19 protein-coding genes and 1 riboswitch are annotated in these 20,418 nt (G+C 65.5%); of the genes, 10 read left to right on the forward strand and 9 right to left on the reverse strand.

Annotation, left to right across the window (positions count from 1 at the left end; translation table 11 throughout):
* The first annotated feature begins 31 nt into the window (after positions 1-31).
* On the forward strand, positions 32-1,120 hold the full coding sequence (locus IT549_RS03370; RefSeq protein WP_292969958.1) for an NADH:flavin oxidoreductase: 1,089 nt from the start codon (positions 32-34) through the stop codon (positions 1,118-1,120).
* A 4-nt stretch (positions 1,121-1,124) separates the two neighbouring features.
* On the opposite strand, the gene IT549_RS03375 is transcribed toward IT549_RS03370, so the two are convergent.
* The 9 genes from IT549_RS03375 to IT549_RS03415 all read right to left on the reverse strand — a co-directional run bounded on the left by IT549_RS03375 (position 1,125) and on the right by IT549_RS03415 (position 9,421).
* The gene (locus IT549_RS03375) at positions 1,125-2,249 is read right to left on the reverse strand and encodes a glycosyltransferase family 2 protein (protein WP_292969959.1); all 1,125 of its coding nucleotides are present in this window, start codon (positions 2,247-2,249) and stop codon (positions 1,125-1,127) included.
* Positions 2,250-2,252: 3 nt separating this feature from the next.
* Positions 2,253-3,296, reverse strand: a complete 1,044-nt coding sequence (leuB, locus tag IT549_RS03380; protein WP_292969960.1) for a 3-isopropylmalate dehydrogenase — start codon at positions 3,294-3,296, stop codon at positions 2,253-2,255.
* 13 nt (positions 3,297-3,309) lie between these two features.
* Positions 3,310-3,909 carry a recombination protein O N-terminal domain-containing protein gene (locus IT549_RS03385; RefSeq protein WP_292969961.1) on the reverse strand — a complete coding sequence of 200 codons (600 nt, stop codon included), beginning with the start codon at positions 3,907-3,909 and terminating at the stop codon, positions 3,310-3,312.
* Positions 3,910-3,921: 12 nt separating this feature from the next.
* Positions 3,922-4,176, reverse strand: coding sequence for an accessory factor UbiK family protein (locus tag IT549_RS03390; RefSeq protein WP_292969962.1), 255 nt, complete (start codon positions 4,174-4,176; stop codon positions 3,922-3,924).
* Positions 4,177-4,181: 5 nt separating this feature from the next.
* Positions 4,182-4,742 carry a TspO/MBR family protein gene (locus IT549_RS03395; protein WP_292969963.1) on the reverse strand — a complete coding sequence of 187 codons (561 nt, stop codon included), beginning with the start codon at positions 4,740-4,742 and terminating at the stop codon, positions 4,182-4,184.
* A 116-nt stretch (positions 4,743-4,858) separates the two neighbouring features.
* Positions 4,859-5,593 carry an ABC transporter ATP-binding protein gene (locus IT549_RS03400; protein WP_292969964.1) on the reverse strand — a complete coding sequence of 245 codons (735 nt, stop codon included), beginning with the start codon at positions 5,591-5,593 and terminating at the stop codon, positions 4,859-4,861.
* Entirely contained in the window at positions 5,590-6,549 is a 960-nt protein-coding gene (locus IT549_RS03405; RefSeq protein ID WP_292969965.1) for an iron ABC transporter permease, read from the reverse strand. The genes IT549_RS03400 and IT549_RS03405 overlap by 4 nt, the downstream gene beginning before the upstream one ends.
* Positions 6,546-7,472, reverse strand: coding sequence for a helical backbone metal receptor (locus IT549_RS03410; RefSeq protein ID WP_292969967.1), 927 nt, complete (start codon positions 7,470-7,472; stop codon positions 6,546-6,548). The genes IT549_RS03405 and IT549_RS03410 overlap by 4 nt, the downstream gene beginning before the upstream one ends.
* Before the next feature lie 56 nt (positions 7,473-7,528).
* Positions 7,529-9,421, reverse strand: a complete 1,893-nt coding sequence (locus tag IT549_RS03415) for a TonB-dependent receptor (protein WP_292969968.1) — start codon at positions 9,419-9,421, stop codon at positions 7,529-7,531.
* Between the two features lie 92 nt (positions 9,422-9,513).
* Positions 9,514-9,702, reverse strand: a riboswitch (cobalamin riboswitch).
* A gap of 197 nt (positions 9,703-9,899) precedes the next feature.
* Between IT549_RS03415 and IT549_RS03420 the strand changes: the two genes are divergently transcribed.
* From IT549_RS03420 to lpdA, 9 genes are all read left to right on the forward strand, one after another.
* The gene (locus IT549_RS03420) at positions 9,900-11,039 is read left to right on the forward strand and encodes a cell wall hydrolase (RefSeq protein WP_292969969.1); all 1,140 of its coding nucleotides are present in this window, start codon (positions 9,900-9,902) and stop codon (positions 11,037-11,039) included.
* A 120-nt stretch (positions 11,040-11,159) separates the two neighbouring features.
* On the forward strand, positions 11,160-11,474 hold the full coding sequence (locus IT549_RS03425; RefSeq protein WP_292969970.1) for a hypothetical protein: 315 nt from the start codon (positions 11,160-11,162) through the stop codon (positions 11,472-11,474).
* A 280-nt stretch (positions 11,475-11,754) separates the two neighbouring features.
* On the forward strand, positions 11,755-12,717 hold the full coding sequence (gene mdh / locus IT549_RS03430; protein ID WP_292969972.1) for a malate dehydrogenase: 963 nt from the start codon (positions 11,755-11,757) through the stop codon (positions 12,715-12,717).
* A gap of 244 nt (positions 12,718-12,961) precedes the next feature.
* On the forward strand, positions 12,962-13,852 hold the full coding sequence (gene sucD, locus IT549_RS03435; protein WP_292969974.1) for a succinate--CoA ligase subunit alpha: 891 nt from the start codon (positions 12,962-12,964) through the stop codon (positions 13,850-13,852).
* A gap of 111 nt (positions 13,853-13,963) precedes the next feature.
* Positions 13,964-16,777 carry a 2-oxoglutarate dehydrogenase E1 component gene (locus tag IT549_RS03440; RefSeq protein WP_292969975.1) on the forward strand — a complete coding sequence of 938 codons (2,814 nt, stop codon included), beginning with the start codon at positions 13,964-13,966 and terminating at the stop codon, positions 16,775-16,777.
* A 5-nt stretch (positions 16,778-16,782) separates the two neighbouring features.
* The gene (locus IT549_RS03445) at positions 16,783-17,187 is read left to right on the forward strand and encodes a hypothetical protein (protein ID WP_292969976.1); all 405 of its coding nucleotides are present in this window, start codon (positions 16,783-16,785) and stop codon (positions 17,185-17,187) included.
* 1 nt (position 17,188) lies between these two features.
* Complete coding sequence (gene odhB / locus IT549_RS03450) at positions 17,189-18,412, forward strand: 2-oxoglutarate dehydrogenase complex dihydrolipoyllysine-residue succinyltransferase (RefSeq protein WP_292969978.1); 1,224 nt, start codon at positions 17,189-17,191, stop codon at positions 18,410-18,412.
* Positions 18,413-18,422: 10 nt separating this feature from the next.
* Positions 18,423-19,004 carry a YfbM family protein gene (locus tag IT549_RS03455; RefSeq protein WP_292969980.1) on the forward strand — a complete coding sequence of 194 codons (582 nt, stop codon included), beginning with the start codon at positions 18,423-18,425 and terminating at the stop codon, positions 19,002-19,004.
* 11 nt (positions 19,005-19,015) lie between these two features.
* Positions 19,016-20,416 (forward strand): dihydrolipoyl dehydrogenase, encoded by a 1,401-nt coding sequence (lpdA, locus tag IT549_RS03460; protein WP_292969982.1) that lies wholly within the window; start codon positions 19,016-19,018, stop codon positions 20,414-20,416.
* Positions 20,417-20,418 lie beyond the last annotated feature (2 nt).

Consider the following 20,418-nt stretch of genomic DNA (forward strand, 5'->3'; position numbering starts at 1 on the left):
ACATTGGCGCAAAGCCAACGGGGATTCTCTTATGACCAGCTATTCGCAGCCGCTTTCCTTCCGGCATGGCCCGGCCATGGCCAACCGCTTCATGCTCGCGCCGCTGACCAACCTGCAAAGCCATCCTGACGGCACGCTGAGCGATGACGAGATCAACTGGCTGGTGATGCGCGCCAAGGGCGGCTTCGGCGCGGTGATGACCGCCGCAGCCAGCGTCCAGCGCCAGGGGCTGGGCTTCTCGGGCCAGCTGGGCGTCTATTCGGACGATCACCTGCCCGGACTGACCCGACTGGCGGGCCTGCTGCGCGAACACGGCGCGGTCTCATCGGTGCAGCTCCACCATGCCGGGATGCGCTCACCGCGCGACCAGATCTGCGAAGCCCCGCAAAGCGCCTTTGCTGATGAGGCGACCGGCACCCGCGCGCTCTCCACCGCCGAGGTCGAGCAGCTGCGCGACGATTTCATCGCTGCCGCGCTGCGCTGCGAAAAGGCCGGGTTCGACGGGGTCGAGGTTCACGGTGCCCATGGCTATGTGCTCGCCCAGTTCCTCGATGCCGAAAACAACCGGCGCGACGATCGCTATGGCGGCAGCTTTGAAAACCGCAAACGGCTGATCCTGGAAATCATCGACGGGATCCGCGCCGCTGCCGGGCCGCAGTTCCAGATCGGCCTGCGGCTCTCGCCCGAACGCTTCAACGTCCGGCTCGATGAAGCCAAGCTGCTGGCCGAGGAAGTGATGACCGGCGGCCAGATCGACTACCTCGACATGTCGCTGTGGGACTGTTTCAAGGAGCCCGAGGAAGAAGCGCACAAGGGCCAGCCGCTGATCGCGCATTTCACCACGCTTGACCGCGGCGGCACCCCGCTGGGCGTGGCCGGCAAGATCATGGATGCTGCCAAGGTGCGCGCCTGCCTGGATGCCGGGGCCGATTTCGTGCTGCCCGGTCGCGCAGCGATCCTGCACCACGATTTTGCCGCGCGCACGATCGCCGATCCCGACTTTGCCTGCACCCCCACCCCGGTCACCCGCGAGCACCTGCGCGCCGAAGGTCTGGGCGAGGCCTTTGTCGGCTACATGGCAACCTGGCCGGGCTTTGTAGAAGCGCCGGTTCCCGCCTGACCGCTCAGTACTTGCCCCAGACGAACTTGCTCGACAGCGCGAAGTTCCAGACCGAACCCAGCACGATGCCGACCAGTGCTGCCGGATAGGGATTGAACCCGATCCGCACCAGCGCGGTCGCCGCGCCGATATTGGCCAGCAGGCCAAAGGCGCAGGTCAGCAGGAAACGCAGCCAGCCGTTGAGCAGCGGCCCGAACCCGCGCAGGCGCTTGTCGGCATAGGTCAGTTCGTTGTTCAGCACGAAATTGAAGGTCATCGCCACCATGGCGGCGGTGGTCTGACCGGTGATGAAAGCCACTTCCTGCGGATAGTGGCTGACCATGAAGCGCGCCCCGAACAGGTTCAGCACCAGCGCCAGCACCGCCATGTGGACCACCACGCCCAGCGCGCCGATGGTGCCGAACAGCGCAAAGCGGGTCGGGATCCAGCGGCCCAGCCACTTGTCGTACAGGCCAACCAGGAATTCGAACACCACGGTGCGGTCAAGCTTGCTTTCGCCTTCCAGCCGCGCCGCGAAATTCATCGGCACTTCCTTGATCCGCAGCGGCTGTTCAACCGTCGCCAGGATATCGAGCAGGATCTTGAAGCCCACCCCCGAAAGCCGGTGCGCATCGGCCCGCAGCGTTTCGGTCTTGAGCATGAAATAGCCGCTCATCGGGTCGCTCAGTTCGACCCCGGTCACCTTGTTGGCGATGCGGTTGGCAAGGTTTGATGCCTTGACCCGGTCGGGACGGCCCCATTCCTCGGTGCTGGCGCCTTCGGCAAAGCGGCTGGCATAGGACAGGTCATAGTCCCCGCCCTCGATCGCCGCGAGCATACCGGGCAGCAGTTCGGGATCGTGCTGGTGGTCGGCGTCCATCACCGCCACCACCGGCGCGGCGGTGGCGCACATCCCCTCGATCGCGGCCGAGGACAGCCCGCGCCGCCCGATCCGCTGGATCACGTGCACGCGCGGATCGTCCTGCGCGATCGCGCGAGCCTCGTCCGAAGTGCCATCGGGGCTGTTGTCGTCCACCACGATCACTTCAAAGCTGATCCCGGCCAGCGCCTTGTCCAGCCGCTCGATCATCCCGCGCAGGTTCTTGCGCTCGTTGTAGGTGGGCAGGACTACGCCAAGGCGGATGGTCATCGTTCAGAGCCTTTCGACAATCGCGTCGCCAATTAGCGCAGTTCCGTGGCTGCCGCCAAGGTCTGCGCCGCGCACGCCATCGGCCAAGGCGCGGGCAACCGCTGCCTCGATCCGCGCGGCCTGGTCTTCCATCCCCAGCGAATGCCGCAGCAGCATGGCCGCCGAAAGCACGGTGGCCATCGGATTGGCCAGCCCCTTGCCGGCGATATCGGGGGCAGAACCGTGGATCGGCTCGTAAAGCCCCAGCTTGCCTTCGCTGAGCGAGGCCGAGGCGAGCAGCCCGATCGAGCCCACGCACATGCTTGCCTGGTCCGAGAGGATATCACCGAACATGTTGCCGGTGACCACCACGTCAAACTGCCCCGGATTGCGCACCAGCTGCATCGCCGCATTATCGACGTACATGTGGCTGAGCTCAACGTCGGGGTACTCGGCGGCGACCTCGGTCACCACATCGCGCCACAGCTGGAAGGTTTCGAGCACATTGGCCTTGTCGACCGAGCACAGCTTGCCATTGCGGCCCTGTGCGGCGCGGAAAGCGACATGGGCGATGCGGCGCACTTCGTCTTCGGCATAGGACATCATGTCCCAGCCCTGGCGGCGGCCATCGGGCAGGGTGCGGATGCCCTTTTCGCCGAAATAGACGTCGCCGTTGAGCTCGCGCACGATCAGCAGATCTATCGCGCCGGCCACTTCGGGGCGCAGCGCCGAAAAATCTTCAAGCCCGGCAAAGACCCGCGCCGGGCGCAGGTTGGCAAACAGGCCCAGTTCCTTGCGCAGGCCCAGGATCGCCTGTTCGGGGCGCAGGTGCCGTTCCAGATTGTCGCAGTCCGGATCGCCTACCGCGCCGAACAGGATCCCGTCGCTGGCGCGCGCCAGATCGAGCGTTGCCGCCGGCAGCGGATGGCCGTGCTTCTTGTACGCCATGCCGCCGACATCGCCTTCGACCAGCTCAAGTCCGGCCAGACCGAGTGCCTCAAGCACCCGCACCGCTTCACGCGTCACTTCGGGGCCGATCCCGTCGCCAGCCAATACTGCAATCTTCATGGGGGTTCCCGCCCTAGCCTAGCCTTGCCAGCCGTTCGCGCAGCATGGCGCGCGCGCCCATAACATCATTGCGGCGTTCGGCAAGCGGATAGCGATCCAGCCGCTGCCCCAGTGCATCGAACGCGGCCAGCAGCGCGGGCAATTCGGCGCCTGCTGGCGGCGAAGTTTCACCGTATCCCAGTTCGCGCAGCAGCAGCGCTTCATAGGCCAGCAGCCCCGGCAACCACCCGCGCGCAGATGGCGCATGGCACACCGCATCGAGCAGCGCCGAAAGCGCCGGGAACAGCGCCGGGTAGGCATGGCGTTCGGGCAAGGCGGCGGCGGTGAGCGCGGTCGCCCAGCCGATCGCAGCGGCGGGCAAGGGCTCGCTCAGCCACGGGCCGCGGCTCGTCAGCAGCTCAAGCCTGGCAAAGGGCAGCTGCCCCTCGATCCGGGCGCGCAGATCAGCCTCAACCAGATTGCCGGGCACCAGCACCGGGCGCAGCTGCCGCCCGCGTCCACCCGCGACATAGCCTGCCACCAGCCCCTGCGCCTCGGTCAGCAGCCGCACAACCACGGCCGTCTCGCCATGCGGACGGCTGGCACAGACAATTGCGGGACCGGCGAAATGCACGCCGGAAGGGCCCTACTTCTTGGCCTTGAGCGCCTTTTCCAGCGCCTCGACCCGGGCCTTCAGCGCTGCGTTTTCCTCGCGCGCCTTGGCGGCCATGTCCTTGACCGCGTCGAATTCCTCGCGGGCGACGAAATCGAGCCCGCCGACCGCTTCCTTGACCCGCTCACGCGCGGCGTCGCGCGCTTCGCGGCCCATTCCGGCCATGGTTCCAGCCGCACTGTTGAACAGCTTGGCAATGTCGGCGATCAGGGGGTTTTCGCTTTGCATGGCCGCTAGATGGACCTCACCGCCGCCAGATTCAAGGCCACATCGACCGGCGGCTCACCACCCGGATTGGCCTCAAGGAATTGCCAGTTGAGCAGCGTCGCGAACAGCGCCCAGGCCAGGTAGGGCAGCAGCAGCCAGGCGGCGAGCGGACGGACCTTGCGGAACAGGACGATCGTGGCGACGATCGCCAGGTCCAGCACCACCAGCAGCCCCAGCGCGGCGGCAATCTGATGCATGCCGAAGAACAGCGGCGACCAGGCCAGGTTGAGCAGCAATTGCACCACGAACAGGCCGATCGCCAGCCCGCGCCCGGGTGCGCCCCGGGCAATGATCACCAGCGTCAGCGCCACGCCCATCAACAGATAGAGCACCGTCCAGACGATCCCGAAAAGCTGCGGCGGCGGGTAGAGCGATGGCTTGACCAGTTCCATGAACCACGGATTGCCTGCGCCGCTGCCGCCGATCTTGCCGGAGAAGAAGCCCAGGAACAGCACGCCCGGCACAATGAACAGCGCCCAGCGCAGGAAAACGGCGCGCAATTGCCCGGGGGACGCAAGTTCAGTCATCGAAAAGCCTCGATTCGCAACCCTTTTGCTGTCCGAGGTATGGCCGGGGCAAACTGGCGAGGCAACGCCTTGGCCGAAATTCGCGGCAACTTTTCCCGAGTCCGTCGCCGAAATGCCTAGATTACCAAAGCCTTGCCCCCGGCATCGCCCAGCCAGCGGGCCTTGACCCCCCAGACCTGTTCGATCACCGCCTCGTCCAGCGCCTGATCGGGCGGACCATCAGCCAGCACCTGCCCGTCCTTCAGCACCACCACCCGGTCGGCATGGTTCATCGCCTGGGCCAGGTCATGCAGCACCAGCACCACGCCGAGCCCCTGCCCGGCCAGCTTGCGGAAATGCGCCAGCAGCGCCAACTGGTGCGCGAGATCGAGATTGGCCAGCGGCTCATCGGCCAGCAGCCAGCACGGCTCACCCGCCAGCACCCGCGCCAGCATGGCCCGCGCCCGCTCCCCGCCCGACAGCCGCGAAAGCGGCCGCCGGCGCAGCGGTTCAAGCTGCATGTCGGCAATCGCCCGGTCAATCGCCTGGCGATGGGCTTCGGGTCCCAGGCTCCACGGCAGACGGCCCAGCCCGGCCAGCGTCTCGACCGATAGGTCCCAGGCCAGTTCGGCCTGCTGCGGCAGAAAGCCCACGCGCCGCGCGCGGTCATCCAGCGGCAACCGGCCCATCAGGTCCTGGTCAAGCCTGACCTCGCCCTGATCAAGCGGAACGATCCCGGCCAGCGCCGAAAGCAGGCTGGATTTGCCCGCACCGTTGGGCCCGCAGATCGCGGTTACCTCGCCCTGGCTCAGTTGCAGCGAGACGCCGTGCAGGCGCTGCGCAAGGTGGAGGTTGCAGCCAGCCAGGCTCATGCCAGATCCCTCCGCATCCTGAGCAGCAGCGCCAGGAAGAACGGCGCCCCCAACAGCGACAGCGCGATCCCCAGCCGCAACTCGCTCTGCAGCGGCAGCACCCGGCACAGGCAATCGGCCACCAGCAGCAGCAAGGCCCCGGCCAGCGCGCTGGGCAGGATCAGCTGCGACGGGCGGCCATCGGTGAACCCGCGCAGCAGGTGCGGCACGATCAGCCCGACGAAGCCGATGATCCCGGCCGCCGCCACTCCGGCGCCGACCGTCAGCCCGACCCCGCCGATCATCAGCCATTGCAGCCGCCGCGGATCGACCCCCAGCGAACGCGCGGCCATTTCGCCCAGGGTCAGCGCGTCAAGCGCGCGCCCGGCGCGCAGCAGCAGTGCGATCCCCAGCAGGGTCAGCGGCGCGGCGAACCACACTTCGCGCCATGACCGGTCGGTCATTGCCCCCATCAGCCAGGTGACGATCTCGCTCATCGCAAAGGGCGTGGGCGACAGGCTGATCGCCAGGCTCATCAAGGCCCCGGCCAGGCTGGCGATAATCATCCCCGCCAGAGTAAACAGCAGCGCCGATCCGGTCCGCCCCGCCACCAGCCCTAGCAGCGCCATCGCCCCGCCGGCACCCAGCAGTGCAAACAGCGGCAGCACCCAGGGGGTCCCGGCCAGGCCGGTCCAGAAGCTCAGCACCGCCCCCAGCGCCGCGCCGGGCGCAATCCCGAACAGGCCCGGATCGGCCAGCGGGTTGCGCAGATAGCCCTGCATCGCCGCCCCCGCCGCGCCCAGCCCGGCGCCCAGCACAATGGCCAGCACGGCGCGCGGCAGACGCAATTCTGTGAGGATTATCAGCGCATTGGGAACGGGTTCTGCGAAGGGATCGAGCCACACCCGCCCCGCCAGCAGCGACAGCGGCACGGCGATCAGCAGGCCCAGAAGGAGGAACGTGGTGGGGCGGGTCATGCGCCGGGTCCTTCGAGACGCGACCGGACCTTCGACAAGCTCAGTCCCGGTCGCTCCTCAGGATGAGCGGGTTTTCCCTTTTTACGCTCTTCCTGAGGAGGGACTGAGCGAAGTCGAAGGCCCGTCTCGAAGGCCCCGCGCACCTCAACCAATCGCGCCACGGTGCGCGGGATCGTGGGCCCGCCGCACCACAGCAGCGCGGGATCCAGCCGCGCGCGCCGGGTCTGTTTGAGCGCCGCCAATGCCGGGTGGGCCAGCAGGCGGTCTTCTTCGGAATGCATGTTGCCGGCGGTCAGGATCAGCCGCGGCGGGTGGGCCAGCATGTCCTCCAGCGGCAGCAGATCGGCCTGGTGCAGTCCGCGCTGGGCCGCCGCATTGGCAAAGCCGGTGCGGGTCAGAAGATCGGTAATCAGCGTCCCCTGCCCCGGCACGATCCCGCCCGATTGCCAGACCACGGCCGGGATCGGGGCGCCTGTGGGCCGGGCTGCCGCCAGCGCAGCCTGGATCCGCACCACCAGCGCCTCGCCGCGTTCGGGATGTCCGGAGATCCGGGCCAGCGCGCGGACCTGGGCAATGCTGTCTTCGACCGTCGCGGCCAGTCCGAACTGCTCCAGCCGGAAGCCCAGCCGCCTGAGCGCCCCGGTGGTCGCGGGCGCTTCGAAGGTGCTGGCCACCACCACCTGCGGGCGCAGCGCGGCCACTTCCTCCACCGTGCCGCTGACCCCGCGCATCGCCCGCGCGCGGGCCAGGTCCATCGAGCTGGAGGCCGGATCCTGGCTATAGGCCGAAATCGCCAGCAGCTGCCCCGGATCGGCCACTTCGGCCAGGATCGCATCGGTGCAGGGGTTCAGGCTGACGATCGTCGGGCCGGACTCCTGCGGTGCCGGAACCGGCGCGCAGGCAGCCAGCGTGAGGGGGAACACAGCCGGCAAGACCCTCACCATTCGGCGAAACGACATGGCGAGGGTCTTGAGACTGATCACCACTTCACCCTGATCCCGGCGTAGGCAGTACGGCCATAGGACCCATAGCCTGCCGAGGTTTCATAGCTCTCGTCGGTCACATTCTCCACCCGGCCGTAGAGCTCAAGATGCTCACCCAGCGGCATGCTGGCACGCAGCGTGACCAGCGCATAGCCATCGAGCGGCGTGAAATTGCCGGCATCGTCGAACCGGTCCCCGGCCAGACGGAAATCGGCGCCCAGCGCCAGGTCGCTGAGCGGCGTGCGCCAATCGTACGACAGGCTCAGCGCATTGCGCGGACGCCGGGCCAGGTCCTTGCCGGTCAGCCGGTTGGTCGCCTCAAGCCAGGTATAGGCCCCGCGCACCGACAGGCGATTGGTGACCTTGAAGCGGCCTTCCAGTTCCACCCCCTGCGCGCGGGTGCGGCTGATGTTGGTATAGCCGCTGGGCCAGACGTAATCGATCAGGTTGCTCGAATCGCGCCGGAACAGCGTCAGCCCCAGCCGCGCCGAGCCGTCACCCGGAGCATATTCAAGCCCCAGGTCATAGGCATCGCTCTGCTCGGGCTTGAGCGTGGCGTTCCCGCCATAGCCATAGAGCTGGTACAGGGTCGGTGCCTTGAAGCCCTGCCCGAACGAGGCGCGCAGGCGCAGGTTGCCGGTCAGGTCGAAGCTGCCATTGGCACCGAAGGTCCAGTGGCTGCCAAACCGGTCATGATCGTCGATCCGCGCACCGGCGGTCAGGTTCAGCCGCTCGCCGTGATAGCCCAGCAGCGCATGCCCGCCCACTGTCCGCGTGGTCTGACGCGGATCGAAGGTGGTCGAAAACCGCGACCAGTCGGCATCGCTGCCGAAATCGAGCGTCACGCCATCGGTCAGATCGGCGCGGCCCTTCAGGTCGGCATGGACCGAGCGACCGGCGGTTTCGAAATTGGGCGCCGAGCCATAGGTCGGATCGTAATACGCGCGGCGCGTATCGGACAGCGCGACCCCGCCGCTCAGCTCCAGCCCGCTGCCCTGGTATTCCAGTCCGACCCGGCCCGAGCCTTGCCGGGTGATCTGGTACTCAGGGGTATCGGCAAAGCTGTAGGCGGGCGCCGGATAGCCGTCAAAATCGACCTTGCTGTCAGCATAGCGACCGGCTGCGACCAGCTTGAGGCTGCCGCCCAGCTCAAGCGAGCCGCGCCCGCCCAGATGCCATTGGCGGAACGGATCGGCCTCGGTCCCCCCGGCATAGGCGGAAATGCCATCGGTGCGGGTGTAACCGGCGGTCAGCCCCAGTTCGTGGCCGCTGCGCGACAATCCCCAGCCAAGATTGGCATCGACCGTATCGTGCGCACCGTATTCCAGACCGGCGCGCAGACCGCTGCGGGTATCGGTGCTGGCCGCCAGCACCCCGCCGATCGCATCGCTGCCCCAGGTCATCGAGTTCGATCCGCGCAGCAGCTCAACCCGGCCCAGCCCGCCGGCCATCAGCGTGCCAAGGTCGAACCCGCCCGAAGGCGATGCGGTGTCCTGCATCCGCACGCCATCGATCATCACCAGCAGCTGTTCCGAACTCGCCCCGCGCACGAACAGGCTCGAAGCGCTGCCCAGCCCGCCATTGCGCGCAAAATTGACGCCCGGCAGCCGCTCAAGCGCGCGGGACAGGTCGGCGCCCTGGACTTGGGCCAGGTCCGCTGCGCTGATCACCGAAACCGACTGGCCGCCATCGGCAATCCTCGTCCACAGGCCGGTGACCGTGATCGAGTTGGCATTGTCGGGGTCAAGGCGCTCGGCCTGATCGCCGTCACAATCCGTTCCGCCTTCATAGCACAAGACCGGCGCATCCTGCAGCGGCGGTTTCTTGCCCTGCGCCAGAGCAGGCGAGGCAACCAGCAGCGAAGCACCCAGAAAATAGACAAATTTCACGCGCAATACTCCCGTCATGAACATGCCGTTCATGGCGAAAGCGCCCGCACCATTGCGGACCTTGCGCTGCATCCCGGTACACCCCGCCCGGCTGCGGAACGACCGTCATGGGCAGGTTTCCTGGCTCCCGGATCGTCGCTGGCCCCGCCTTCCCGGTTTTACCCAGTGGCATCAGGGGTTCGCTCCCCGGTCACAGTTGCGGGGGCAGCGCGGCATTTCAGACCGCTTCCCTCTTAGGCCCGGCGTTCCTTTCCGCTCGCACGGAAATTTGGCCGGACAACCTATGACGTGGCCAGCGCGTTAGCCCCGCTGCGGCTTATGCACAAGTTCCAGCTTTTGCATGGTCCGTTCACTTTTTTTGAGGGCTTGACCGCTATGAGCGGAGACCGTCCCGGCCTGGTACGGGCACAAAAGCGCACTGGCGCTGTGGCCCCACCTGGTCTTACGCGCGAAGGCGCGTAACCGAACACGAGAGCGAATGAACCACCTGCTGACCTTTCCCTATGAGCCGAGGCCGCGCGATTTTGGCGCGCGGCTGAAGCGGCGGGGTGTGCCCACGCTGGGCAAGCGGCAGGCGCGCAAGCATCGCGGGCGGCGGGCGCTAATGCTGCTGGCGGTGGTGGCGGTGCCGGCACTGGCCGCGCCCTCGCCTTGGCAGGTCTTCGACGTGGCCAGCGCCGGGCGCAGCCAGTTCGCGCTTGATCCGATGCCGTTCGAGCGGCCCGGTGACAGTTTTCCCGGATCGGCCTCCTACTATGTCGCGACCAGCGAAGTGCTGTCCGGCTTCGATCCCGCCACCGGCAAGCAGGCCACGGCAGGCCTCGCTGATTTTGCCGGCGGACCAATTGCCCGGGCGATGCGGATGGACCTGTCCGGGGTCGATCGCGGCCGCGCGCTCGATTGCCTGACCGCGGCGGTCTATTACGAGGCCCGCAGCGAGCCCGACCAGGGCCAGCGCGCGGTGGCGCAGGTCGTGCTCAACCGCGTGGCCCATCCCAGCTATCCCAACACCGTCTGCGGCGTGGTCTATCAAGGCAGCGAACGCACCACCGGATGCCAGTTCAGCTTTACCTGCGATGGCTCGCTGGCGCGGCGGCCCAATCCCTACTTCTGGGAGCGCGCGCGCGGCGTCGCCGCCCAGGCACTGTCAGGTTATGTCGAGCCGGCGGTTGGGCTGGCCACGCATTACCACACCATCCAGATCTATCCCTATTGGGCGCCCAGCCTGTTCCACATCACCACGATCGCCGCGCACCGGTTCTATCGCTTCAACGGCAAGGCCGGGCAGGCCGGAACCTTCCGCTTCGCCTATGTCGGCGGTGAGCCGATGGCGGTGCCGCATGCCCGCAATCCGGCCGCCGACAAGCTGCCCGATCCGGCGCTTGATCCCCTGGCGCTGCAAAAGGCCTATGACAGCGGGCTCAAGACCGCGCAGGGCACGGGTCCGGGCCAGCCGGGCGATCTTGGCCAGGCTCGCCCTGCCCCCGCACCCTCCTATTCGGCCGAAGTTCAGGCCCGCGGCGGCGACAAGCAATACAGCGGCGAGCGGCTGCCCGGATCGACCGTCAAGCCCGAATACCAGAATTCGGGCCAGTGGATCGGTCGCCCGGGCGGCTGATTACCGGGCGGGTCGCTGACTTGGTAAACGCGCGGCAACCATAGCATCACACCAAGCATTAGCGGGCGGCTGCTATCAGACCGGTCCAACACCGAAGTCGCAAAGGCCACGCCCCCACCCATGTCGATCCGCTATGCCGCCGCCGCTCCGCTGGTCCAGCCCGGTCACCTGACCCGGGCCGCACAAGGCCGGCTCAGGGCCCGCGCTGCCAATGACAACGGCGATGCCGCGCAGCATCAGCAGACGTTGCGTTTTGCGCTCAAGCACTTTGCCGAGCACGGCCTGCGCGCCGCCGAGGATGCCGCCGAACGCGCCGAATTGGCGCATCGCAGCGGCGATCGTGCGGGGCTGATCCACTGGCTTGAAGTGTGCCGCACACTCGATCCGCGCCGGGCCAGCCGGGTGAACGCGCGCTTGGCGCGTCTCAAGCGCTAGGTCCGCGCAACACACCGCATTTCGACAGTGCTGTTCCGGCCTGGTAGCCAGAGGCGCCAGACCGGCTCCGGAACTGCTTCGCCATGCTCGCAAAATTTCGTATTGCAATTGCGAACCATTATCAACAAATAGTTGCCGCTACGGCCTTTTACCGTCTTGCAATCGCGAAATCACCGGCCTAGGGCGGTTGGATTAGCCGGACGCCTGCACCCAGCGGGATGGAATGGGTTGTCCGTACGCCAGCCGCGATCCCGCATTCAGGGAAGGACGTATTCGTACCATGGCTCGCAAGAAGATTGCCCTTATCGGCGCCGGCATGATCGGCGGCACGCTCGCCCACCTCGCCGCGAAGAAGGAACTGGGCGACATCGTCCTGTTCGACATCGCCGAAGGCATTCCCCAGGGCAAGGCGCTGGACCTTTCGCAGTGCGGCCCGGTTGAAGGCTTTGATGCGAAGATCACCGGCACCAACGACTATGCCGATATTGCCGGCGCCGACGTGGTGATCGTCACCGCCGGCGTGCCGCGCAAGCCGGGGATGAGCCGCGACGACCTGCTGGGCATCAACCTTGGCGTGATGAAGGCCGTGGGCGAAGGGATCAAGAACCACGCCCCCAACGCTTTCGTGATCTGCATCACCAACCCGCTCGACGCGATGGTCTGGGCGCTGCGCGAATTCAGCGGCCTGCCCGCGAACAAGGTGGTCGGCATGGCCGGCGTGCTGGATTCGGCGCGCTTCGCGACCTTCCTCGCCTGGGAATTCGGCGTCTCGGTCAAGGACGTCAACGCCTTCGTGCTGGGCGGCCACGGCGATACCATGGTGCCGGTGCTCGAATATTCGACCGTCAATGGCATTCCCGTCACCGATCTGGTCAAGATGGGCAAGTCGAGCAAGGAAGCGCTCGACGCGATCGTCGCCCGCACCCGTTCAGGCGGCGGCGAAATCGTCGGCCTGCTCAAGACCGGCTCGGCCTATTACGCCCCCGCCACCAGCGCGATCGCCATGGCCGAAGCCTATCTGGGCGACCAGAAGCGCATTCTGCCCTGCGCGGTCTATGTTGACGGCCAGTACGGTCTTGACGGGCTCTATGTCGGCGTGCCGGTGGTGATCGGCGCGAACGGCGCCGAAGAAGTGATCGAAATCGCGCTGGATGACGAGGCCAAGAGCAACTTCCAGGTCTCGGTCGATGCGGTCAAGGAACTGCTGGTGGCCTGCAAGGGCATCGAGCCGTCGCTGGGATGAATCCTCTGTCGCCCGGTTTTGTCATCTGTGTTGGCGGATGCCTTGCCGCCACACTGATCCACACGAGGCTTGGGTGGGTATCTTTTGGTTTGCTGACCTTGGCAATATTGGTTGGGGGATTCCTGACCGATGGAATTATTTGGCTGGCTGCGCCGCTACTGATCCCAGCGATCATGGCAGTTTTCGTTGGCATACTTGTCAGGCCAAGCGTCATTCGACTTATCAATTCAACAAGGAAAATGTGATGTCCATCCTCGTCAACAAGAACACCAAGGTCATCACCCAGGGGATGACCGGCGCCACCGGCACTTTCCACACCCAGGCGGCGCTCGATTACGGCACGCAGATGGTTGCGGGCGTTACCCCCGGCAAGGGCGGCACGACCCATATCGGCCTGCCGCAATTTGACTCAGTGGCCGAGGCCAAGGCCGTCACCGGCGCGACCGCTTCGTGCATCTACGTCCCGCCCCCGGGCGCGGCCGATGCGATCCTTGAGGCGATCGATGCCGAGATCGAGCTGATCGTCTGCATCACCGAGGGCATTCCGGTGCTAGACATGGTTCGCGTCAAGCGCGCGCTGTCGGGTAGCAAGAGCCGCCTGATCGGCCCCAACTGCCCCGGCGTGCTGACCCCCGGCGAATGCAAGATCGGGATCATGCCCGGTTCGATCTTCAAGAAGGGTTCGGTCGGCGTCGTGTCGCGCTCGGGCACCCTCACCTATGAAGCGGTGTTCCAGACCAGCAACATCGGCCTGGGCCAGACCACCGCAGTCGGCATCGGCGGCGATCCGGTCAACGGCACCAACTTCATCGACGTGCTTGAACTGTTCATGGCCGATGATGAAACCAAGTCGATCATCATGATCGGCGAGATCGGCGGCGATGCTGAAGAGCAGGCCGCGCAGTTCCTGATCGACGAAGCCAAGCGCGGCCGCCGCAAGCCGATGGCCGGGTTCATCGCCGGGCGCACGGCCCCTCCGGGCCGCCGCATGGGCCATGCCGGCGCAATCGTTTCGGGCGGCAAGGGCGATGCCGAAAGCAAGATCGCAGCGATGGAAGCAGCGGGCATCCGCGTTTCCTCTTCGCCCAGCCTGCTGGGTGAAACGCTGGCCGAAGCGCTGAAGGCCTTCGCCTAAGGAAAAATGCGGGGTGCCTGTTGCACCCCGCCTAACCATGTTCGGGCAAAGCGTTTTCCTCCCCGGGAGCGCTCCGCCCCAGAGATGTAGAAGCGGAAAGGGCTGCCTGCGATGGGCAACGAAAGCCACGATTTCCTACCGGACGACCCGCAGCCGGGTCCGAGCTGGGCCAAGCCGGACTGGCGCTCGGTCAGCGACGACCTGACCGCCGCGCTCGACCCGACGCAGATGCAGCTGGCGGTCAAGGCGGCTGCCGCCAAGGCTGGCGCGGCGCTCGATCCGCGCGCGGTGGAGGAAGCCGCGGCGGATTCGATCCGGGCGATGATGCTGGTGCGCACCTACCGCGTGCGCGGGCACCTGGGCGCCGATCTCGATCCGCTGGGCCTGTCGCACCAGAACCTTCCGGCTGACCTTGACCCCGCCTACCACGGCTTCACCGGCGCGGCGCTGGACCGCAAGGTTTACCTTGGCGGCACGCTGGGTCTGGAATGGGCCACGGTGCGTGAACTGGTCGATGTGCTGAAGCGCAATTACTGCGGCAAGGTCGGCTACGAATACATGCACATCGCCGATGTCGAGGAACGCCGCTTCATCCAGGAACGGATCGAAGGCGGCGACAAGTCGATCGACTTCACTCCCGAAGGCAAGAAGGCGATCCTGGGCGCGGTGGTACGCGGCGAGCAGTACGAAAAGTTCCTGGGCCGCAAGTACGTCGGCACCAAGCGCTTCGGGCTCGACGGCGGGGAATCGATGATCCCCGCGCTCGAAGCGGTGATCAAGTACGGCGGCCAGCGCGGCGTGCGCGAAATCGTCTATGGCATGGCCCACCGCGGCCGCCTCAACGTGCTGGCCAATGTGCTGGCCAAGCCTTACCGCGTGATCTTCCACGAATTTTCGGGCGGCACCGCCAATCCCGAGGATGTCGGCGGATCGGGCGACGTGAAGTATCACCTGGGCACCAGCACCGACCGTGAATTCGACGGCATCAAGGTGCATATGAGCCTGGTCCCCAACCCCAGCCACCTCGAAACCGTGGACCCGATCGTGCTGGGCAAGGTCCGCGCCAACCAGGTGTTCCGCGACGATATCGGCCAGGGCAAGCACAAGACCGTGATGCCGATCCTGATCCATGGCGATGCGGCCTTTGCCGGCCAGGGCATCGTCTGGGAATGCTTCGGCTTTTCGGGCGTCAAGGGTTACAACACCGGCGGCTGCATCCATTTCATCATCAACAACCAGATCGGCTTTACCACCAGCCCGCAGTTCTCGCGCGGCTCGCCCTACCCCTCGGACGTTGCCAAGGGTGTCCAGGCGCCGATCCTGCACGTCAACGGCGATGATCCCGAAGCGGTGACCTTTGCCTGCAAGCTGGCGGTCGATTACCGCCAGACCTTTGGCCGCGATATCGTGGTCGACATGTGGTGCTATCGCCGCTTCGGCCACAACGAAGGCGATGAGCCGGGCTTTACCCAGCCGCTGATGTACAAGGTGATCCGCCAGCATCCGCCGGTCAGCAAGCTCTATGCCGACCGGCTGGTTGGCCAGGGCGTGATCGACAAGGATTACGGCGCCGAAGTCGAAATGCGTTTCACCCAGGTGCTGGAAAGCGAGTTCGAGGCGGCCAAGAGCTACAAATCGAACCATGCCGACTGGTTCGCCGGCCGCTGGACCGGGCTGCATGCCCCGGCCGATCCGGAAACCGCCCGGCGCAACATCCATACCGGGATCGACCGCAAGCTGTTCGACAGCTTGGGCCGCACGCTGACTACGGTTCCGGATTCGATCCAAATCCATAAGACGCTGGCCCGCGTGCTCGATGCCAAGCGCGAGATGTTCGCTAGCGGCAGCGGGTTTGACTGGGCAACCGGCGAGGCACTCGCGTTCGGCTCGCTGCTGTCCGAAGGCTATGCCGTGCGCCTGTCAGGTCAGGATTCGGGCCGCGGCACCTTCAGCCAGCGCCACTCGGTCTGGACCGACCAGAGCGACGAGCACAAGTACGTGCCGCTCTCCACCGTGCCTCATGGCCGGTTCGAAGTGCACGACAGCCCGCTAAGCGAATACGGCGTGCTGGGCTTCGAATACGGCTATGCCAGCGCTGACCCCAAAAGCCTGGTGCTGTGGGAAGCGCAGTTCGGCGATTTCGCCAACGGCGCACAGATCGTGATCGACCAGTATGTCGCCGCCTCCGAAGCCAAGTGGCTGCGCGCCAACGGCCTCGTCATGCTGTTGCCGCACGGGTACGAAGGCCAGGGCCCGGAACACAGCTCGGCCCGGCTCGAACGGTATCTGCAGCTCTGCGCGCAGGACAACATCCAGGTCTGCAACATCACCAGCCCGGCCAACTACTTCCACGTGCTGCGCCGGCAGATGCACCGCCCTTTCCGTAAACCCTTGATCATCATGACCCCCAAGTCGCTGCTGCGCCATCCGATGGCCAAGAGCGAGGCCAGCGAATTCCTGGGCGAAGCGCATTTCAAGCGGATCCTGTCGGACCGCAATGGCTCGGCCGACAAGGATACCCGCCGGGTGATCCTCTGTTCCGGCAAGGTCGCCTATGACCTGATGGAAGCCCGCGATGCTGCCGGGATCACCGATACCCAGATCATCCGGCTCGAACAGCTCTATCCCTTCCCGGGTGAGCCGCTGGCGCTGCGTTTCTCGAAGATGCCCAATCTGGAAGACGTGGTCTGGTGCCAGGAAGAACCCCGCAACAACGGTTCGTGGTTCTTCGTCGAAAGCCTGATCGAAGAGGCGCTGATCGCCGCCAAGCGCAAGGTTACCCGTCCGCGCTATGCCGGCCGCGTTGCCAGCGCCTCGCCCGCCACGGGCCTGGCGAAGCGGCACGAAGCCGAACAGGGCGCGCTGATCAGCCACGCGCTGGGCACTTCGGTCCGTAGTGAAATCCGCCGGCGGAAGAAGGGCTGAACCCGATGCGAACCCATCTGGAGTTCAATTCGACGCTGTTCGAGGAACCGGAGGGAGTAGGCAACACCTACAACCCGGAAATCCAGGGCGCCAAACTGGCGGACTTCCTGTCTCGCGAGTTCAAGGCGCTGGGTTATTCGGGTGCGATCATCGAGGAAGACTGGGGCTGGATGGTCGATCTGGGCGGTGAACAGTTCCCCACCTGGCTGGGCTGCGCCTCCTATTCCAGCCCGAACGGCTGGCTGGTCTTTATCGAGCCAAGCCAACCTTTTGTGCGCAAGTGGTTGAAAAAGATCGATACCCAACCGGCGGTCACCAGGATCGCCGAACAGCTTGAAACACTATTGACGACCAAAGGCGGCGCCACCGGATTGAACTGGTGGTCTGACCAAGACTCTGGAAGAAAATGAGATGAGCACCGAAGTCAAAGTCCCCACCCTGGGTGAATCCGTTGCCGAAGCGACCATCGGCGAATGGCTCAAGCAGCCTGGCGAAGCGGTTGCTGCCGACGAGCCGATTGCCAGCCTGGAAACCGACAAGGTCGCGATCGAAGTGACCGCACCGGTTGCTGGCGTAATGGGTCAGCACATCGCCAAGACCGGCGACAACGTGTCGGTCGGCGCGGTGATCGCGACGATCGAGGCAGGATCGGGCGCGCCCGCCGCCGCTGCGCCTGCTGCAGCTGCTCCGGCGCCGGCAGCGGTTGCTCCGGTTCCGGCCTCGGCGGCTGCCTCCAGCGCCGAAGCCTCCACCCTCTCCCCCGCCGTGCGCCGCGCGGTGCTGGAACACGGGATCGACCCGGCCGTGGTCAAGGGCACCGGCAAGGACGGACGGATCACCAAGGAAGACGTGCTGGCCGCCGCCGCCGCCAAGAGCGCGGCTCCAGCCGAAGCTGCCGCGCCTGCTGCGGCAACGGCCCCGGCACCCGCCGGTGATCGCGGCGAGGAACGGGTCAAGATGACCCGGATCCGCCAGACCATCGCCCGCCGCCTGAAAGAGGCGCAGAACACAGCGGCGATGCTGACCACCACCAACGACTGCGACATGAGCGCGGTGATGAAGGCCCGAGAAACCTTCCGCGATGCCTTCGAAAAGAAGCACGGCGTGCGGCTTGGCTTCATGAGCTTCTTCGCCAAGGCGGCTTGCCTCGCGCTCAAGGAATTCCCGGCGGTCAACGCCCGGATCGATGGCGACGAAATCGTCTATCACCCCTATGTCGATCTGTCGGTTGCGGTCAGCGCCCCCAACGGCCTGGTCGTTCCAGTGGTCCGCGATGTCCAGGCGATGGGCTTTGCCGACATCGAAAAGGCGATCGCCGCCTATGGCAAGAAGGCCAAGGACGGCACCCTGACCATGGCTGACATGGCTGGAGGGACCTTCACCATCTCCAACGGCGGGGTGTTCGGCGGGCTGATGTCCCAGCCGATCATCAACCCCCCGCAGAGCGCCGTACTCGGCCTCCACCGGATCGAGGACCGCCCGGTTGTGCGCGACGGCCAGATCGTGATCCGCCCGATGATGTACCTGGCGCTCAGCTATGACCACCGCCTGATCGACGGGCGCGAGGCGGTGACCGCGCTGAAGATCATCAAGGAAGCGATCGAGGATCCGACGCGGCTGCTGATCGATTTGTGAGGATCGAAATATGGGCATCGCATATTGTTTGATCCGCACCAGTCCCGAAAACGTTGAAGTTCTTCGCAATCGCCCGAAGGCCTTGGCGGAATTCATCTTCCAAGAGGACGGTGTGTATGAGGAGCCCGCTCAGGGCTTCCTTTCAAGATTGTTCGGACGCGCTCCCAAGGTCGACACGGGCCCTGTTCCAGATCGATCAGACAACGATGAAACCGATCTCGATAAGGCGTGGCACGTCATCCACTATCTGTTGTGCGGTGATACCGGCCGTGGCGAAGGACCCTTGGCGCTGATAGGCGATGATTTACACCCTATTGCTGACCTTGATCTTGGTCTTGGCAAACCCAACCTGATTTCACCAGACAGCGTCCGTGCTTTTGCGGCTGCGGTGTCGGCTATGACGATTGAACAGTTCCTCAACCGTTACGTGCCCGACGAAATGCCCCTGAGCGAGATCTATATGGGTAATGTCATCGAGCGCGGTGATGTTGATGACATCCGCGAATACGCCGTCGAGAATTTTGAAAACCTGCGCCAGTTCGCGCAAGAGGCAGCAAGCCGTGGTGAGGCGATCATCACCTATTATACCTGAACGGACGAAACATGGCTGAATACGACTACGACCTTATCGTCATTGGTGCCGGTCCCGGCGGCTATGTCGGCGCGATTCGCGCGGCGCAGCTCGGGCTGAAGACGGCCTGCGTCGAAGGGCGCGAGACATTGGGCGGGACTTGCCTCAACGTCGGCTGCATTCCTTCGAAGGCGCTGCTGCACGGCTCGGAGAAGTATGACGAGGTCGCCAGCGGTGCGCTTGCCCGTTACGGCGTGAAGGTAAGCAAGGTCGATTTCGATCTCGCCGCGCTGCAGGCCGACAAGGCCGATGCGGTCAAGGGCCTGACGGGCGGGATCGAATTCCTGTTCAAGAAGAACAAGGTCGATTGGCTCAAGGGCTATGGCACGTTCAAGGATGCGCACACCATCACGGTCGCCGGCAAGGATTACACCGCGAAGGAAGTGGTGATCGCCACCGGTTCGTCGGTCACGCCGTTGCCCGGCGTCGAGGTCGATAACGACAAGGGCGTGATCGTCGACAGCACCGGCGCCCTCGCCCTTGCCAAGGTGCCACAGCATCTGGTGGTGATCGGCGGCGGGGTGATCGGGCTTGAGCTGGGCTCGGTCTGGCGGCGGCTGGGGGCCAAGGTCACCGTGGTCGAATACCTCGATGCGCTGCTGCCGGGCATGGACATGGACGTGCGCAAGGAAGCCGCCAAGGTGTTCAAGAAGCAGGGCATGGACCTGAAGCTGGGCACCAAGGTGACCGGCGCGAGCGTCAAGGGCAAGAAGGCCACGCTGACGCTTGAACCCGCCAAGGGCGGTGCCGCCGAAACGGTCGAGGCCGATTGCGTGCTGGTCGCGATCGGCCGCCGCCCCAACACCGAAGGACTGGGGCTTGAGAACATCGGGCTTGAAACCAACGCGCGCGGCCAGATTGAAACCGGGCACGATTTCAGGACCAAGGTCGATGGCGTGCGCGCGATCGGAGATGTGATCCCCGGTCCGATGCTGGCCCACAAGGCCGAGGATGAAGGCGTGGCCGTGGCCGAATATATCGCCACCGGCGTCGGCATCGTGAACCACGATGTGATCCCCGGCGTGGTCTATACCATGCCCGAAATGGCCGGCGTGGGGCTGACCGAGGAAGCCGCCAAGGAGCGCGGCGAGATCAAGGTCGGCAAGTTCCCGATGATGGCCAACAGCCGCGCCAAGACCAACCATGAGCCCGAAGGTTTCGTGAAAGTGATCGCCGATGCCAAAACCGACAAGGTGTTGGGCGTGTGGTGCATCGCTTCGGTCGCCGGAACGATGATCGCGCAGGCCGCGCAGGCGATGGAGTTCGGCGCCACGTCGGAAGACATCGCCTACACCTGCCACGCCCACCCGACCCATTCGGAAGCGGTGAAGGAAGCGGCGATGGCGGTGACCGGCAAGCCGATCCATATCTGATC

Source organism: Novosphingobium sp. (assembly GCF_020852455.1).
In the GTDB taxonomy this organism is placed as follows: Bacteria; Pseudomonadota; Alphaproteobacteria; order Sphingomonadales; family Sphingomonadaceae; genus Novosphingobium.